General features: G+C 71.3%; 13 protein-coding genes. 4 read left to right on the forward strand and 9 right to left on the reverse strand.

The window, feature by feature from the left end:
• Positions 1–21: 21 nt before the first annotated feature.
• The gene (locus tag FMP39_RS05555; RefSeq protein WP_141588962.1) at positions 22–3,015 is read right to left on the reverse strand and encodes a hypothetical protein; all 2,994 of its coding nucleotides are present in this window, start codon (positions 3,013–3,015) and stop codon (positions 22–24) included.
• 192 nt (positions 3,016–3,207) lie between these two features.
• Between FMP39_RS05555 and FMP39_RS05560 the strand changes: the two genes are divergently transcribed.
• Positions 3,208–3,735: a hypothetical protein gene (locus FMP39_RS05560; protein ID WP_228557699.1), complete on the forward strand. Its 528-nt coding sequence runs from the start codon at positions 3,208–3,210 to the stop codon at positions 3,733–3,735.
• Between the two features lie 27 nt (positions 3,736–3,762).
• Here the strand turns inward: FMP39_RS05560 and FMP39_RS05565 are convergent, their stop codons facing one another.
• Complete coding sequence (locus FMP39_RS05565; RefSeq protein ID WP_141588963.1) at positions 3,763–4,650, reverse strand: OmpA family protein; 888 nt, start codon at positions 4,648–4,650, stop codon at positions 3,763–3,765.
• A 514-nt stretch (positions 4,651–5,164) separates the two neighbouring features.
• Here FMP39_RS05565 and FMP39_RS05570 point away from each other — a divergent pair.
• Positions 5,165–5,854: an NTP transferase domain-containing protein gene (locus tag FMP39_RS05570; RefSeq protein ID WP_194858249.1), complete on the forward strand. Its 690-nt coding sequence runs from the start codon at positions 5,165–5,167 to the stop codon at positions 5,852–5,854.
• A 64-nt stretch (positions 5,855–5,918) separates the two neighbouring features.
• On the opposite strand, the gene FMP39_RS05575 is transcribed toward FMP39_RS05570, so the two are convergent.
• Entirely contained in the window at positions 5,919–6,839 is a 921-nt protein-coding gene (locus FMP39_RS05575; RefSeq protein ID WP_228557700.1) for a hypothetical protein, read from the reverse strand.
• A 324-nt stretch (positions 6,840–7,163) separates the two neighbouring features.
• Between FMP39_RS05575 and FMP39_RS05580 the strand changes: the two genes are divergently transcribed.
• Positions 7,164–7,568: a response regulator gene (locus tag FMP39_RS05580; RefSeq protein WP_141588966.1), complete on the forward strand. Its 405-nt coding sequence runs from the start codon at positions 7,164–7,166 to the stop codon at positions 7,566–7,568.
• A gap of 44 nt (positions 7,569–7,612) precedes the next feature.
• Here FMP39_RS05580 and FMP39_RS05585 read toward each other — a convergent pair whose 3' ends face one another.
• The 4 genes from FMP39_RS05585 to FMP39_RS05600 form a co-directional block, all read right to left on the reverse strand.
• Positions 7,613–8,473 carry a hypothetical protein gene (locus FMP39_RS05585; RefSeq protein WP_141588967.1) on the reverse strand — a complete coding sequence of 287 codons (861 nt, stop codon included), beginning with the start codon at positions 8,471–8,473 and terminating at the stop codon, positions 7,613–7,615.
• An 82-nt stretch (positions 8,474–8,555) separates the two neighbouring features.
• On the reverse strand, positions 8,556–10,064 hold the full coding sequence (locus FMP39_RS05590; RefSeq protein ID WP_228557701.1) for a hypothetical protein: 1,509 nt from the start codon (positions 10,062–10,064) through the stop codon (positions 8,556–8,558).
• Between the two features lie 158 nt (positions 10,065–10,222).
• Entirely contained in the window at positions 10,223–10,594 is a 372-nt protein-coding gene (locus FMP39_RS05595; protein WP_141588968.1) for a hypothetical protein, read from the reverse strand.
• A gap of 34 nt (positions 10,595–10,628) precedes the next feature.
• Complete coding sequence (locus FMP39_RS05600; RefSeq protein WP_141588969.1) at positions 10,629–12,749, reverse strand: PAS domain-containing sensor histidine kinase; 2,121 nt, start codon at positions 12,747–12,749, stop codon at positions 10,629–10,631.
• A gap of 209 nt (positions 12,750–12,958) precedes the next feature.
• On the opposite strand from FMP39_RS05600, the gene FMP39_RS05605 reads away from it, so the two are divergent.
• The gene (locus FMP39_RS05605; protein ID WP_141588970.1) at positions 12,959–13,807 is read left to right on the forward strand and encodes an HAD family hydrolase; all 849 of its coding nucleotides are present in this window, start codon (positions 12,959–12,961) and stop codon (positions 13,805–13,807) included.
• 78 nt (positions 13,808–13,885) lie between these two features.
• On the opposite strand, the gene atpA is transcribed toward FMP39_RS05605, so the two are convergent.
• Positions 13,886–15,433 carry a F0F1 ATP synthase subunit alpha gene (gene atpA / locus FMP39_RS05610; RefSeq protein WP_141588971.1) on the reverse strand — a complete coding sequence of 516 codons (1,548 nt, stop codon included), beginning with the start codon at positions 15,431–15,433 and terminating at the stop codon, positions 13,886–13,888.
• Between the two features lie 250 nt (positions 15,434–15,683).
• Positions 15,684–17,162, reverse strand: coding sequence for a PAS domain-containing protein (locus tag FMP39_RS05615; protein ID WP_141588972.1), 1,479 nt, complete (start codon positions 17,160–17,162; stop codon positions 15,684–15,686).
• Between the last annotated feature and the right edge of the window lie 11 nt (positions 17,163–17,173).

Below are 17,173 nucleotides of genomic sequence, written 5' to 3' on the forward strand. Positions count from 1 at the left end.
TCGTTCTCTCTCTGGAGGCCGTTACGGGGTGGGCGACGCGACGCCCGTGTTCAGGAACTGGATGACCTGGTTCTGCGCGGTGTTGCGCACGGACCGGAGGAACTGGCTGGCCGCCGAGCTGGGGTCCAGCGACGGGTCCACGATGCCGAAGAACGCGTGACGCACGTCCGTCGGCAGGCCCATCCCGTCCTTCGCCAGGTACGTCTGCACCGTGCGGGGCGTGGAGACGTTGACCAGCGGGTGGTGGGCCGCGCTGATGAGGCCCTCGGTCACCGCGTTGGGGATGACCATGTCCTCCGCGATGTACTGGATGAACGCATCGCGGTTTTCGGGGAGCGACGGCTTGGAAGCGTCCTCGGGCCAGTTCTCCAGGTACTTGCCGTAGTTGCGGGGCGAGGCCGGGTCCAGGATGGTGCGCGCCAGGGTGATGAACTCGTAGAACTCCGGCGTGCCCGGGGCGCGGCCGTTGTCTTCCAGGGTTTGGAAGAAGCCCGAGCGGTACCGCACGAACGCCGGGTCCGTGGCCGTCAGGAGGATGTCCACCAGGTCGCCGCCCACCGTGTTGAGCGCGGTGCGGCCCACGACGGGGGACACGGAGGCGGACAGGACGCCCTGGATGCCGCCCAGGCTCTGGCCCACGTAGCTGAACTGGCTGGTGTTCAGCGTACCGGCGCCCGCGGCAACCAGGCGGCCGTTGAGCGTGTCGGTGTCCAGCGCGCGCACCAGCTGGGCAAAGTCCACCACGTGGTGGCGGAAGTTGTCGCGGGTGGCGAACAGGTTGACCAGGTTCAGGAAGCCCGCGCTGGAGACGTACGGCGGCTGGGCGGGACCCGGACGGGCGAAGTCGCCGCCCTCGCAGGTGCCGGTGGCGCTGTTCGGGGCGGCCACGCAGCGGCCCAGGCCCTGGCTGGAGCAGAACAGGTCACCGTGCGGCGACGCGGTCGGCCCCACGTTGCAGGCCGGCTGGTTGTTCGACACGCAGCGGCCGAAGGTGGGGCTGCCCGCCGTCACGTCGCAGGTGTCGCCGTCGTCGCAGGCCGCGTCCGGCGTGGTGATGGTGAGCTCGGGGACGCCATCGCGGTTCGCGTCGACGATGACCGGGGCGTCCTCGCTGATGCCGGCGCAGCTGGCGCGCTCACCGTGGAACACGGTGTCGATGGCCGCCACGGCGTAGCCCGCCGCGTTGAAGTTGTTGGCCACCGTCATGATGTTGGTGCGGTTGCCCGTCAGGCCGTGGCCGTAGATGACCACCGGGTAGCCGTCCGCGGGCGCCGCGCCCGAGGGCGTGAAGAGCATGAACGGGACGCGGTCGATGCGCGGCGTGGCGCGGTTGAGCGTGCCCTGGACGTCATCCAGGAGGAAGGGCGAGTGGTACGCGCCGATGAAGACACGGCCCACCGCGTTGTTCTCCAGCGTCAGGGCGTCCATCGTGCCCTTGATGGTGGCCGTCTGGTCCACCAGGTAGACGGGGTCGGCCGGCACCGCCGTGGGGGCCTCGTTCAGCCGCTCGAGGATGGAGCGGGTGCTCTGGGTGGTGAAGGCCCACGCCAGGTTGATGTCCTTGCGCGGGATGCCCGCGGCCTCCAGGCCGTCGAACAGCGACTTCATGCCCAGACGCACCGGCTCCAGGTCCCGGGCGAGCGTGTCAGGAACGGCGGCCACCTGGCTCTTGCCGTTGGCGTCCACCAGCGGGTTGGCCATGCGCATCAGCGCCTGCGCGGCGGTGGGCGCCACGGTGCGGCCCAGCGTGTCCTTCATGCCGCGCAGCATCACCACGCCATACTGGGTGGCCTCGTCCAGCGGCACCTCCGGGACAATCTGGAGCTGCTGCGGCGAGTTCGGCGCCGGCGTCAGGCCCTCCACGACGGGCTCGCAGTTGAAGCACACCTTCACCTGGGGATTGGTGCCCGAGGTGGGGTTGGTCAGCTTGACGAAGCGCAGCGTGGTCTTCGGCTCCTCCTCGGTGTCCGGCTCGAAGCCGATCTTCATGCGCACGGTGTTCGCGTCCAGCAGGGAACCCGTGTCGATGGGGCCGCGTCCCGCGCCGTTCTCCGACACGATGGGCGCGGTGGTGGACCAGCCGTCCAATGTGTTGAGGCCCAGGATGAGGTTCTGTGCGGTGCCGGCTTCGGGGGGCACCGGCAGGGCCAGTTTCCCGGTTGCGGGGTTGCGCAGCAGGTCATTGGGGAAGGGGACGACGCCGTTGCCCGGATCGAAGGTGGCCTCCGGGTGGTCCATGATGGAGAAGGTCCACAGGAGGACGATGTCCTCGCGCTTCACGCTGAACTGCTCGGACACCTCCTTCAGGATGGGCGCGTAGCCGCGGCGCAGCTGCTCCAGCCGCAGGGCGCTGGCCGTCTGGTCCGCCAGGCGGGCGGCGGGCTCCGTCTCCGTGGAGGGGATGAGCTCGGTGGCCGTCTGGCAGTTGGGCGCATCCAGGTCGTCGCAGGTGACCAGCGGCTCGGTGGAGCTGGCGAAGGCCCACGTGGCGGACGGGATGACCGGCTTGCCATCCGTCGTCTTCACGCCGTTCTCACCGCCGATGATGGCCACGGCGTAGCGGCCACCCTTGGGCCAGCCTCCGGGCAGCGGGGGGATGATGGTGACGAGGTTGGTTTCCTCGTTGTACCCGATGTAGCTGGGCGTCGCCGGCTTCGCCAGCGGCGTACCCGCGTACACGTCGATGATCTTCACCGTGTTCGCGTTGACCGTTCCCGCCTCCAGGCCCCGGATGCGGGTGGTCGCGGTGACCGTGGTCGGGAAGCCGTTGAGCGTGTTCACGTAGTCGCGCGTGAACTCCTGCTCCGCGGGGGAGGCCTGAGGGTTGATGGGCGCGTTGACCAGACCGTTGACGATGGCCAGGTCGTTGGGAGACGGGACGACGGGCGGAGACCCGGTCGGATCGAACTCCGCGACGACGGAGTCTTCGGGGCTCCGCGGCGGATCCTGGGCGATATCGGGAGTACAGGCCGAGGCGCCCAGGGCAAAGGCCCCGAGGAACAACACCTTTCTCATGGGTACAACCCCCTCCAAGTCCTGGGTTGGGATGACTGGACTGGAAACGTTCGTGGCGTACCACGTCCATGGGTTGGCAGGAAGACAAGGGACTTGACGCGTCGTGTCACTTGTGATGGCGCGTGCGGGGTTGTGAGACGGGCGGTCGTTGACACGCTGCGCAGTGGGCCTCGGGCGGTTACGCTGCCGCGCATGAACCGACTATTGGGTGTGCTGGTGGTGGCCGTTGCCGTGGTGGCGCATGCGGAGGAGGTGGGGGGCCTGAGGTGGACAGCGCCCGCGGACTGGGCGGTGCAGGGGGCTCGGCCGATGCGCGCGGCGACGTACAAGATTCCCGCGGCGAAGGGCGACACGGAGGGCGCGGAGCTGGCCGTCTTCTACTTCGGCCAGGGCCAGGGCGGCGCGGTGGACGCCAACGTGAAGCGCTGGGTGGGCCAGTTCCAGACGGCGGACGGCAAGCCCATTCCCCAGGAGAAGTCGAAGACGAAGGCGGAGAAGGTCAACGGCATGCCGCTGACGACGGTGGACGTGAAGGGCACGTACACGGGCGGCGGGCCGATGATGGGCCCCTCGACGCCCAAGCCCGGCTTCCGGCTGCTGGGCGCCATCGTCGAAGGCGCCCAGGGCGCCGTCTTCTTCAAGCTGACGGGCCCGGAGAAGACGGTGGCCGCTTCGGAGAAGGCCTTCCGCAAGCTGCTGGAGTCGGTGGAGAAGCAGTAGCGGAAAGGCGTGGCCTGCGGCGCGCGGCTACTTCGCCCCGCGCGCGGGCTTCGCCTGGGCCTTGGTCGCGGTGCCACCCGCGACCGCGCGCTGGACGGCCGCGGCCGGTGTGCGCTTGGAGGGCAGGTCCGGTATGAGGAGCACCTCGATGCGCCGGTTGCGCGCGCGGCCCAGCGGGGTCGCGTTGGTGGACACCGGCCGCATCTGCCCGTAGCCCGCCGCCACCAGCCGGCGCGCGGGCACGCCGCCGGTGTCCTGGAGGAAGCGCACCACGTTCACCGCGCGCGCCACGGACAGCTCCCAGTTGGACGGGAAGGTGCTCTGCAGCTTCTGCGACGGGGGCGAGTCATCCGTGTGGCCCGACACCTGGATGGACTTGTCATCCACCTTGGCCAGCACGCCGCCCAGCCGCGTCAGCACCTCCTGGCCGCGCGCGCTGATGCTCGCGTCGCCGGAGTCGAACAGCACCTTGTCCACCAGGTCCACCTGGATGCGGCCCTCGGCCTGGGACAGGCGGATGGCGCCCTCGGCGATCTCCGCCTTCATCTTGTCCTGCAGGTCGTCGTAGGTGGCCTTCAGCTTCGCCAGCTCCGCCTCCTGCTCCTGCACCGTCTGGCTGAGCTGCTCCTTCTCCGAGCTGAGCTGCTCCTTCTCCGTGGCGAGCTGGGCGCGCTCGGCTTCCAGCGCCGCCAGCTTCTGCTCCAGTTGCAGCCGCGCGGCCTCCGCGTCACGCGCCCGCGTGGCGGCCTCCACCGCGGACTGGCGGGACTGCTCCGCCAATGCCTCGGCCTGGCTCGTCCCGCGGTGCGCCAGATACATCACGCCGCCCGACATCAGCACCACCAACGCCGTCACCAGCCAGGGCACCCAGGGTCGTCCGTGCTGTGCCTGGCCGTGTTGCGTGGACTCCGTCATGTCGCGACCTCCCGAGTGGCTGAACGGAGGGCACCGTAGCCAGACGCCCAGGGTGTGCCTCAAGGCGCTCCAGTGTGCGCAGGTGTCTGGCGGTGCAAGGTTTCAGCGGTGTCAGAAGGGCGCGCTCCGCTTCGCACGCCGCGTCCGGAGGACACGGCCTGGGAGCGGAAGTCCGCGCCGGAGCTGGTGCACCTGGCGGCGAGGATGGCCACGTTGAGCGCGGGGAGGCATCCGTCATGGAGCCCTCCAGGGCTGCCCCGGTTCCGACCCGGAGCCCTTCTGCGGCTTCGAATTCCCGCGGGAGCCCCCCTGACAGGGCACGGTGTTTCGGATGACGGATAGGGGACGGAGCGCCTGGCTGGATGCTCATCCAGCGAACACCCGTCCGGAGTGACTGGCGTCTGGCTGACGGCTGGGACCCAGGGGTGGGCTGCAATCCCACGCGGACGCCACAGCCTTTGAGAGGAGGCCCCCGGGCCTGCGGCGTTCATTCATGGGGGCGGAGGAGGCTGGCATGAAGGCAGTGGCGATCATCCTCGCTGCGGGTGAGGCCCGGCGGATGGGCCACCCCAAGGCGCTTATCGAGCACGAGGGAGGCAAGAGCTTCCTCCAGTCCCTGGCATCCACCTTTGGCAAGGCGGGTTCCATGGTGCTTGGCGTGGTGGGGAAGGACTCCGAGGCGGTGCGCGAGCAGCATCCGGGGATGGAGCTGGTGGAAGCGGAGCGGTGGCAGGAAGGGCCCCTCCTGTCGATAAAGGCGGGGCTGGACGCCGCGCTGGAGGCGGGCGCGGACGTGGTGTTGCTGCATCCGGTGGACATGCCGGCGCTGCGCGCGTCCACGCTCAAGTCGCTCCTGAAGATGGCGGGGGACGCGGATGAGCTGCTGCGCCCGGAGTTCGAGAGCGCGCCTGGTTGGCCACTGGTGCTCTCGCGGAGCGGGGCGGAGCGGCTGCGCGCCGCGGAGGGCCAGCAGTTGGAGCCCGCGCTGGCGACGATGAAGGTGCGCCGCGTGCCGGTGAAGGACCCGGGCGTGGTGGTGAACATCAACACGCCGGAGACGTATGAGCGCCTGTTCGGCACGCAGCCGCGGCTGGCGCCTCCGCCCAAGCGGCGCGGCGCCAAGCGTGGCACCGCGCCTGCGACGTCCAACGTGGCGGAGCTGGGCGGCGGTTCGGCGCCCATGGCCGCCGCGTCCGAGGAGTAGCGCGCGACGGGCGGCTGGCTGGGGCCCGTGAGAGAAGGGGCTCCGGCCAGCACCACCCGAGGCGTCAGAATGTGAGGCCCAGTCCCAGGTACGGGCCGGTGAGCCGTTCGATTTGTTTCTCCCCGGTCGTGTGCCCGGCGTCGTTGAGGTAGAGGGCCCGCCAGCCGCCGCGCAGGTGGAGCGAACCCACGTGCACGGCCAGGCCGGCCTGGGCATCCACCTGACGGTGCGGGAAGGGCACCGCCTGGATGCGGGCCTCGAGGTCCACCGGCGAGGGGCCGATGCAGGCCTCCACGGACGCGGCGAAGCTGGGGCCCACGAAGAGGATGTCCGGCGCATGCGCGCTGGCGACGCCGCCCTCCAGTCGCAGCCGGCCCCGCTCCCCTGCCCACAGCGCCGCGGTGGCGTGCGCGCTCAGCAGGGTGATGCGGTCGGTGGCATCCGAGCCATCCATCGCGGGCAGCGACATGCCGGTGATGCGCGCGTCCAGGCCCAGGCGGCGGCCATCCATGGCCATGAAGAGTCCCATGGCCCCGGCGTCGCCCAGCAAGTCTCCCTGCACGCCCATGCGCACCAGCAGCGGCACCGTGTCCTCTGGCTCGCGCACCACCCGCTGGGCGGGCCGCGCGGCGGCGAAGCCCGGGCGGGTTGCGCCGATGACGGCCCCCGTGACGATGGCTCCCAGTGGCGGCCGGAGCACGCGCATGGCGCGCCGCCGGGGCGCGTCGTCACTCCGGGGCGTGCGCTCGCGGCCAATGGCGGAGGCCGGGTGCGTGCGGCCCTCTCGGGGCTGGCCAATGGGGGACGCGGGGTGGGCTCGGGCGCCGCGTGACTCCTGGGATGAGGAGGCCTGACGGGACGTGCTCCGTGGCGAGGACGAAGACGAGGAGGTGTCTCGCTTGCCGAAGCGCGCCTGCGCGGGGGAGGTGCCCAGCAGGACACTGACCGCGAGCGCGGCGCACAGCACGGCCTTGGATGCGGGCAAGGTCCACTCCTCGTGGGGATTTCGGGGGCGGGCGGATTCAACCGACTTCCCTCCCCAGGGACCATGGGCCTCCAGGCGCGAGGAGTCGTCCACCAGCGTGTGCTGTGCGGCGCTGGACACCGCTCCGGCTCGCCGTCGCTGCGAATGCCATCCGGTGGAAGCTCACGCCGCGCGCCTGTCCGGGAGGCCGTGTGGCTCGCGGTGCCGCAGCGGCCTTTCGCGTGCTGTAATATCTGCATGCGCGGGCCCGGCAGATGCTCATGCTTTGACAGAGAGCGGAATGCGGCGAAGTCGCTCGTGCCTGGGCGCGAAGGAGGGACTAGGGTGCCGGGTGTGACTCATCCCGTGGTGCAGCCGCAGGTCCTGATTGTGGAGGATGACCCGGACGTTCGGGGGGCCATGGCGGAAGCGCTGCATGACGAGGGCTTCGAGGTGTCCATGGCCATCAACGCCGTGGAGGCGCTGCGCGTGCTCGCGGCGCTGGAGTCCGCCTGCCTGGTGCTGCTCGACTGGGAGATTCCGCGCGTGGACGGGCGAGGTCTGCTCGAACGGCTGCGGTCCGATGAGCGCTTCGCCGGGACGCGGGTGGTGGTGATGACGGCGGAGGCCGGGCCGTTGCCGCCTGGCGCGGCGGGGGTGCTGCGCAAGCCCGTGAGGCTGGAGATGCTGCTGGAGGCGACGCGGCGGCACTGCCCGGTGCCCAGCGGCGCGGTGAAGACGCCCGCGTGAGCGCGGGCTGCGCGCTGACGCGGGCGTGAGGACTTCCGCGGACGTCAGTAGGTGAGGCCCAGGCCCAGGAAGGGACCGTGGAAGGTGTCGACGTGGGAGACGCCATCCACGTAGCCGGCGTCGTCCAGCACCATGCCGCGGTAGCCGCCGCGCAGCACCACCGCGCCCAGCTTCAACGCCAGCGCGGCGTTCGCGTCCACCTGCCGGTAGGGGAAGGGCGTCACCTGCAAGCGCGCCTCCAGGTCCAGGGGGCCTATGATGCAGGCCTCCAGGGAGGCGCCGAAGCTGGGGCCGACGAAGGTGATGTCGGGCGCGTGCGCGGTGCTGACACCGGCCTCCGCGCGCAGGCGGGCACGCTCGTGGGAGATGAGCGCCCAGGTGAGGTGCGACTGCGTCAGGGTGATGGAGTCCGAACCGCTCGTCCCGTCATCCGTGGGCAGGCCCAGGCCCGTCAGCCGCAGGTCCACGCCGAAGCGCCGGCCCTCCAGCCCGAGGAACAGGTCGGCGCCGCCGCCCCCTTCGTTGAGCGGCCCTCCCTGGATGCCCACGCGGAAGGACACCGCCGCCGCGTGGCGCTCCCCGCGCAGCTCCGGCGACACGCCCATCCGATGGTTGCCGGTGATGAAGAGGTAGGAGAGCCAGCTCACCGTCGCCGTGCTCGAGCCGCCACTCACGTGCCGCCGGTTGCTCGAGGAGCGCCGCCGGGAGGAGCGGCGGGGCGCGTCGTCATCGTCGTCGTCGTCCGAGCCGATGGCGGAGGCCCCGTGCTCCTTGTCATCCCTGTCCCGGTTCGAGTCGCTCTGGGACGGCCGCGAGCGCTTGCCGAAGCGGGCCTCCGCCGCCGTGGGACCCAGGCCCAGCGCGAGCGCGAGAAGGGCACACAGCAGGGTCCGGATTGGGAACACGGGTCAGCTCCTGACGATGGGCCGGGGATGCGGCCGCCGGAGACCTGGACGCCTGGCGGCCTGCTTTATTCAATCCGCATCACTATTGCGGTGGCGCCGGGCAGTTCTTGGGGTTGTTCAGGCACGCGTCCGTCTGGAGGCACTGACCCGGGGACTTCCTGAGCTTGCACGTGTCCGCGCACTTGGGAGGGAACTCGGAGTAGTCACACGTCACCCCACAGGTGGTCTGCGTCTTGGGGGAAATCGCCTCGCAGGGCGAGCGCAGGTACACGGTGATGGGCTCGGGGTGCTGGAAGCCGGCCTCGTCCATGCAACCCTCGAAGTCGCCGTCCCCCCACACCGCGGTGCCGTCGTTCACCTTGCAGCGGGCGGCGCGGGGGTTGTAGCTGCCCGGTTCGCAGGGGCCCTCCGCGCGGGCCATGCAGCCGGCGATGTGCTCGCCGCCGATGTCGGCGTTGGCGCAGATGCGCGAGCGCAGGTGGCTGTCGCCGTCCACCCAGTCCCGGCCGTGGCAGGCGTGGACGTTGTCATGGACCACGCCCTTGAAGCGCAGGTTGACGAGCTTGGGCTGGAGGGTGTCCTGATTGAGGACGACCTCCACCGTCAGGCCGCGCGAGTCGAACATGTTCCCGTAGAAGGCGCCCTCCCGGAACGTGTACGCGCCGAAGGGCTCGGCCGGGTAGGTGCCGGAGGTGGCCACCGGGGCCACCCACGAGCCCGGAATCGCGGCGCGGCTGTAGGGCGCGGACATGACGCTGTAGCGGCCGCTCGCGGGGCACTTGAACTCGACGCTGGGCTCGATTCCGCCGCAGGGGTTGCCGAGCGTGTCCGCCAGACGGTCCTCCCAGGCGCAGCCGCGCGGGTCCTCGCACACGCGCAGCACCCGGTCTCCGAAGATGCGGCCCAGCTGGCCCGTGCACGTGGCCGGGTGGGGCGCGCCCGCGGCCACCGTCACCGGGTCACCCGGCTTGCAGGTGCCCACGTTCTCCCCCAGCCAGCCGCACTCGGCATGGAGCCCCGCCTCACCCGACGCGCAGGGCAGGAACATGGGGCTCCACTCCTCGCGGGCGCCCGAGGGGTTGAAGCGCCGGGGCTCGCTCGGGTCTTCGCCGCGCATGGACACCATCACGCGGCGGCCGAAGGCGTTGTTGCGCGCCAGGAGACAGGCCGTCACATAGCCCAGGCAGGCCTGGCTCGGCTTGTCCTTCTCCCACTCGGGGCACAGCCCCACCTCGCCCTTGAAGGTGTACGTGTCGCCAGCGCGGCTGGTCCACTCCACGGCGGCGCCGGACGGCAGCGCGCACTCGGTGAGGTACGCCATCACGTTCCGGGCAGGTGGGTGCTCCAGCGCGTACTTGAGCCGGCCGTCGACGACGAACGTCTTCGAGTGCAGCGGCATCTCGGTGAGCGCGTCCAGCGCGGCCCGGTTGCTGGTGAGCGCGTTGAAGGCCAGCTCCTCGGCGCGGAGCGAGTTCAGGATGCGGATGCCGGGCTCGGCCCGGGCCGGGGCCTGGGGAAGCAGCAGCGCGGTCAGGAACAGGAGCGCGGCCCGCAGGGAGCGCGAGGAGCGGCGAAGCGCGAAGGGCGACATGGAGCGTGGACCTCGGAGCGAAAGGGACTCGGTGGCTCCGGCGGTAGCACGTAGCGGGCCGGGCACTCAGGCCCGCGGTTTCGCGGGGTTGGCGGTGGGCCTTGTTGCCTGGGGGTCCACACCCTCTCAGGGGGTGTGGACGTGGTGGCCACGCGCCCTCAGCGCCGGCCCTGCTTCTTGGCCTTGGCCAGGCGCCGGGGCTCGGGCTTGCCCGGCGCGGGCGGCGGCTGGAGCGCCGTGGTGCACGCGGCGGTGGCCGTCACCGCGGCGGCATAGGCGGCGTGGTGCTGCTGCTCCAGCGTGCGCAGCCGGCGCGACATGGCCTCGCGCAGGGCCTGGAGCTCGGCCACGCGGGCCTCGGACTCGGCCGCCTCGCGTATCAGCGCGTCGTTGCGCTCCACCAGGGCGGAGATGGAGCGCGAACCCGCCCAGGCCCCTGTCGTGGCGAGCAGCACCGCGCTCACCAGCAGGCCCCAGGGCAGCCACGCCCGGCGCGGGGGCGCCGACTCGTTTCGCTGCATCGCTTCCATGTCCGTGAGGTTAGCGGCCTGGGCGGGGTAGGCTTCAAGGGGAGGACGTGGGAGCCCGCGGCACCTGGGCCATGGGCAGGCGCAGCACGAAGCGCGCGCCGGGGCCCACGGGAGGCGCTTCCACCGTCAGCTCGCCGCCGTGGGCGCGGGCAATCTGGCGGGAGATGTAGAGGCCCAGGCCCAGGCTGGCGCGGGCATGCTCGCCGGTGGCGCGCTCGAAGCGCTCGAAGATGCGGGCGTCCGCGCCCACGGGGATGCCCGGCCCCCAGTCGCGCACGGCGATGACGGCGGCGGTGCCGTCCGTGTCCACGGACAGCTCCACCGGCTGGCCCGGGGCGTACTTCATCGCGTTGGACAGCAGGTTCATCAGCACCTGCTCCAACCGGAGGCGGTCCACATGGGCGAACACGGGCGCGCTGGCGTGCAGCACCGGCGCGCAGCCGGCCGCCACCAGTGCGTCCTCCATGCGCGTCACCAGCTGGTGCCCCAGCGCGGACAGGTCCACGTCCTCTCGCTCCAGCGTCAGGCGGCCGGTGCTGATGCGCGCCACCTCGAACAGGTGCGTCACCAAGTGGGACAGCCGCTCCGCCTGCCGCTGCGCGCTGGCCAGCCCCAGCTTCTGCCGCTCCGGAGGGCCCGGTATGTCCTTGTCCAGCGCGCGCGACAGCGAGGCGAGCTGGAGCTGGAGCGCGGACAGCGGCGTGCGCAGCTCGTGGGTGGCAATGGCGACGAATTCGTCGCGCGCGGCCACTGCCCGCGAGGCCTCGCGGTACAGCCAGGCATTGTCCACCGCGAGCGCCGTGCGGGACGCCAGGTCCTCCAGGAAGTCCAGGTCCCGGTCCTGGTAGCGCCGGTGCGGGTCCTGCGAGACGACGCTGAGCACCCCCAAGGTACGGCCTCGCGCCACCAGCGGGACGAGCATCAGCGACTGGCCGCCCAGCGTCTCCATCAGCCGCCGGTGCTCGGGCGACAGGGTGAGGGCGTCCAGCCAGTCCGGGTCCACCTGCGCGGCGAGCACCGGGCGGCCCGTCTCCAGCACGCGGCGGATGGGCGAGCGCGAGCCGGGCGGCGGTGGGTAGCGCAGCGCCTCCTTCATGAGTTGCTGGGTGGCCGCATCGCTCGCCAGGGCCTCCACGCGCTCCAGGCCCTGGCCGTCATCGGCGAGCACGTCCACGGTGCAGTAGTCCGCCAGCTTCCCGCCCACGAGCAGCTGCGCCGCGGTGCGCAGCGTGGTGCGCCAGTCCAGGGAGTGGGACAGCCGCGAGGTGGCCTCGGCGAGGAAGCGCAGCCGCTCCTCCTCCACCTTCTGCGCCGTCACCTCCGACACCGTGGTGCCCACACCGACCGGCGTCTCCCCGTCACACACGGGGAAGGAGGTGATGCGGAAGTGGCGCCGCTCCCCGGGGTGTACGTCCGTCAGCAGTTGGTCCACCACGGGCACGCCGGTGTGCATCACCTCCCGCATCACCGCCTCCACTGGCGCGGCGCGGGGGCCCATCAGCTCCGACGGAGTACGGCCCACGTGTGCCGCCTGCGGCAGGCGGTTGAAGGCGGCCTGCGCGGGGTTGGTGCGCAGGCAGCGCAAATCCCGATCGAAGAGGGACATGCCCACGGGCGAGGCATTCATGAAGGCCTGGAGGTCCGCGAGCCGCGCCTGCGCCTCCCGGTACTGAAGCGCGTTCGCCAGCGCGAGCGCCGCGCGGTGGGCGAAGTCCTCCGCCACTTCCACGGCCAGCACCGTGTCGCCCGTGAAGACAAGGGTGAGCAGGCCCATCGGCCGTGCCTCCTTCCTCAGCGGCAGCACCAGCCGGGAGCGGGCCGCGAGCCAGTCCGGCGCCGGGCCGGCCACGCTCAGGGGGGCCTCGTCCGTTCGCGAAGTCCAGGCAGGTGGACAGGGCCGTTCCTGTTCCAGCCGCTGCTGCCATGACGGCTCCCGTGCGGCGTGCGCGCCAGGGACCATGGCGCCGTCGGCGGCCAGCACGTCCAGCAGGGCCACGTCCGCCCACTCGCGCACGGCGAGCTGGACGATTGACGCGAGGGTGCGCTCCCAGTCCAGGGACTCCGCGAGAAGGCGGCTGGCCTCGGAGAGGAATTCCCGCGCCCGCGCCGAGGCCGCGGCGGTCTCACGGGAACAGGGCAAAAGGGGCTCGGACATGGGCGACAGGCCACGGGTGTGGCCTGGGCTGTACGTTGGGCCGTTCCGTGGCGGGATGACAACCCGGGGGGCTGGGGGAACGTCCGCGGGGTGATGCTCCCGCGGGCGGTGGCCGCCTGGCCGCCTGTTGATGCAGGCGGGCTTGATTCGAGGCCCGTGGGTGAGGCGTCATCCGGCCCCTTTCTTCATCTTCGGGAGCTGGTGGTCTGATGGCGATTGCGTGCGTGGTGCTGGACTTCGACGGAACCTTTACGGACGTGGCGGCGGAGAGCGCGCCCTTCCTCCGGCATTTCCGGCAGGGCCTGGCGGCGGCGCTGGGCGAGGATTTGGAGGCCGCGTGGGAGGAGGAAGTCGCCGCGTTGCGCGCGGGCGCGGACGCGCTGGGTTGGGATTTGGGCGGCCGGGTGGTGGCGCCCGCCACGGCGGACCCGTACCTGACGGCCACCTGCGCGGCCCACCGCCTCATGCAGCGCTTCGGGCAGGGGCAGGACGAGGCCCGCCGCTCCGACGTGGTGCAGACGCTCTACCGGGAGGCCTACGCGCACTCGGCCACGGCCTTCAAGCCGGAGGCGAAGGAGGTGCTGGAGGCGCTGGTGGCCACGGGCCTGCCGGTGACGGTGGTGACCAACGCGCACACCGACCTGGTGGAGAAGAAGCTGGACCAGCTGGCGCCCAAGGGGCGCGAGAAGCTGACGGTGTCCGGGGACGCGCGCAAGTTCCTCCTGGACCCGCCGGACGCGGCGGATGCCCGCTTCACCGCGGTGCCGGAGACGCAGACGCTGGACGGCGTGCTGCGCCGCCCCGTCTACCTGCGCCGGGGCCGGTACTTCGAGGCCCTCAAGCGCGTCTGGGAGTCCACGGGCACCACGCCGGAGCAGACGCTGGTGGCCGGTGACATCTACGAGCTGGACCTGGCGCTGCCCGCCGCGCTGGGCGCGCATGTGCAGCTGGTGGCCCGTGACAACGTGCTGCCCTACGAGCTGAAGGCCATGGAGCTGCTGGGCGCGCGCGGCGGCGTGGACCGCAGCCTGCACGGCGTGCTGCCCCGCCTTCGCTGAAGGCCGGGCCCGCAAGCACGAAGCCCCGCCTCCCGGTAAAGGGAGCGCGGGGCTCGTGGGTCACAACTGGCGGGGGCGTTAAACCTTGGCGCCCGGCGTCGGCTGGAAGACCTCGTTGAACTCGGTGATGGCCTTGCTCAGCGCCGCCTTGATGTCGGCGGTCAGCTCGCGCTTCGACGCCAGGTCCTTGGCGACGTTCGGGTGCTTGCCGTCGGCGAACTCCAGGAACTCACGCATCCAGCGCACCACGTCGGCCGTCGGGATGTCGCGAATCCAGCCGCGCTTCTTGGGGTCGTCGCGGTTGGTGGCGGCGTAGATCTGCATGACCTGCTTCTCGACGGGCATGGGCTCGTACTGGCCCTGCTTGAGCAGCTCCACCATGCGGGCGCCGCGCGCCAGCGTCTCCTGGGTGGCCTTGTCGAGGTCGGAGCCGAACTGGGCGAAGGCGGCCAGCTCGCGGTACTGCGCGAGCTCCAGCTTCATGGTGCCGGCGACCTGCTTCATGGCCTTGATCTGCGCGGCCGAACCGACGCGGGACACGGAGAGGCCCACGTTGATGGCCGGGCGGACGCCGGCGAAGAAGAGGTCCGTCTCGAGGAAGATCTGCCCGTCGGTGATGGAGATGACGTTCGTCGGGATGTACGCCGACACGTCACCGGCCTGCGTCTCGATGATGGGGAGCGCGGTGAGCGAACCGGCGCCCTCCTCGTCGGACAGCTTGGCGGCGCGCTCCAGCAGGCGGCTGTGCACGTAGAACACGTCACCGGGGTACGCCTCGCGGCCCGGCGGACGGCGGAGCAGCAGCGACAGCTGGCGGTACGCCACGGCCTGCTTGGACAGGTCGTCGTACACGATGAGCGCGTGCATCTTGTTGTCGCGGAAGTACTCGCCCATGGCCACGCCGGCGTACGGCGCGAAGAACTGCATGGGGGCCGGGTCGGAGGCGTTGGACGCCACCACCGTGGTGTACTCCATGGCGCCGTAGCGGTTCAGCTTCTCCACCACCTGGGCCACCGTCGACTGCTTCTGGCCGATGGCCACGTAGATGCAGTAAACGTTCAGGCCCTTCTGGTTGATGATGGTGTCGATGGCGACGGCCGTCTTGCCCGTCTGGCGGTCACCGATGATGAGCTCGCGCTGACCACGACCCACCGGCACCAGCGCGTCCAGCGCCTTGATGCCCGTCTGCAGGGGCTCGTGCACGCTCTTGCGGGACACGATGCCGGGCGCCTTCACTTCCAGGCGGCGCGTCTCGGTGGCGGCGATGGGGCCCTTGCCGTCCAGCGGCTTGCCGAGCGGGTCCACCACGCGGCCGAGCAGCTCCTTGCCCACGGGCACGGAGGCAATCTGCTGGGTGCGCTTGACCGTGTCACCCTCGCGGATGGACTGGAAGTCACCCATGATGGCGACGCCGACGTTGTCCTCTTCCAGGTTGAGGACGAGGCCCTGCACGCCGTTGGCGAACTCCACGAGCTCACCGGCGAGCGCGCCCTCGAGGCCGTAGATGCGCGCGATACCGTCACCGACGGACAGCACGGTACCCGTCTCCGCGACGGTGACCTTCTTCCCGTAGTCCTTGATCTGCTCCCGGATGATTCTGCTGATCTCGTCGGCGCGGATTTCCATGAGCGTATGCGTCCTTGCGCAGGGGCGGCCGACGTGGAGCAGGCCGCCGAAACCTTGAAGTCGGGGCCCCTTACCACGCACACCCACCCGCTGCAATGCGGTCCGCGCCACCCGCCACGGGGTGGGAGAGGACGCCCGTTCAGGAGTGGGACAGGCGGCTGCGCAAAGACGCTCCAGGGGTGGGCCAGAATCGGGCCTGACTACTCTGGTGCATCAGCCGCCGTTGAGGCGGCGCTAGGCGCGGAGGCCTTCAATGCCCCGGCCCCTCCCGGGGCAGCCAGGCGGTGAAGCTCATGCCTCCCTCGGAGCAGGACTCCACCGCCAGCTTCCCGCCGTGGGCCACGGCGATCTGCCTGGCGATGTAGAGCCCCAGGCCCAGGCCCTCTGGCGTGGCGCCGCGCTCCCTGCGGAAGGGCTCGAAGAGGGAGGGGCGCTCCTCCGCCGCCACCGTGAGTCCGGGGCTCCTCACACACATCGTGACGCCGCCCACCGCGCCCACGGCGCGCAGGGTGACCGGCGAATCCTCGGCCCCTTGAAGGAGCACGCTGCCCAGGAGGTTGTCGGCCAGCTGCGCCAGCCGGTGGGTGTCCCAGTGCCCGCGCAGGTCGCCTTCCGTCTCCAGGTGGAGGGTTCGCTCGGGATGCTCACGGCGGCGCTCCTCCACGACGCGCGCCACCACCGCGTCCAGCACGGCGGGCTCTGGCCGCAGCGCCAGTCCGCCCGCCAGCCGCGTGCGGGTGAAGTCCATCAACTCCTGGAGCATCCGCTCCATGCGCCGGGCGGACCGGGCCACCTGGCTCACCAGGGTGCGCTGCGGTTCCTCCAGCCCGTCCAGCCGCTGCAGGGAGCGCGTGCCGTCCCGCAGCGATTGCAGGGGCGCTCGCAGCTCCGCGTCGACGGCGCCCAGCATCTGGTGCCGGAACTGCTCGGTGTTCGCGGAGAGCTCCTCCGCGGCCTTGCGGCTGCTGATGTCCCAGACGGCGACCAGCCGCACCTGCCGGCCTTCCCACGTCACGTAGCGCCCCAGCACCTCCAGGGGCAACCGCTGGCCATCCCGGCGGAGGACGACCACCTCATAGGGGGCCTCCAGCCCGCGGCTGAGCACCAGCCCCACCTGCGAGCGGAACTCCGGGGCGACGTAGTCCGCCAGGTGCCGGCCGATCATCTCTGAGGGTGACGCGTAGCCCAGCAGCTGCGACATCGCGCGGTTGGCGTCCATCACGATGCCGTTGTCATGCAGGAAGTGCCCGTCGCAGGCCACGTCCGCCAGGCTGCGCATGTGGGACTCCCGCGCGCGCAGGCGCTGCTCCTCGAGGAAGCGCTCCGTTTCGTCGCGCACCCACAACGCCACCCCTGCCAGCGTGCCGCCCTGCAGCGCGGGGGACAGGCCCACCCGCAGGTGCCGCTCACCCGCGGCGGGGGCCAGCACGCCCCGCACAGGGGCATCCGTGACGTCCTCTCCGGAGAGTGCCCGGGCCAGCAGCGGTGACAGGGCCTGCGCCACCTGCGGCCACAGCTCCGCGAGAGGACGGCCCACGTGCGCGCGCGGCTCCAGACCGGACAGCGCCGCCAGCGTGGCATTCACCCACACGGGACGCAGCTCCCGGTCCAGCAGGGCCACCCCACAACCCGCCGCGCTCAGGAGGGCCCCCAGAAAGGGCCGAGCCTCCTCGGGCGCCGCCAGCGTGGACGGACCTTCGGAATACCGGTGGAGTAGGGACTGCGGCATGGTCAGGTCGT

Source organism: Myxococcus sp. AB056, assembly GCF_006547365.1.
In the GTDB taxonomy this organism is placed as follows: domain Bacteria; phylum Myxococcota; class Myxococcia; order Myxococcales; family Myxococcaceae; genus Myxococcus; species Myxococcus virescens.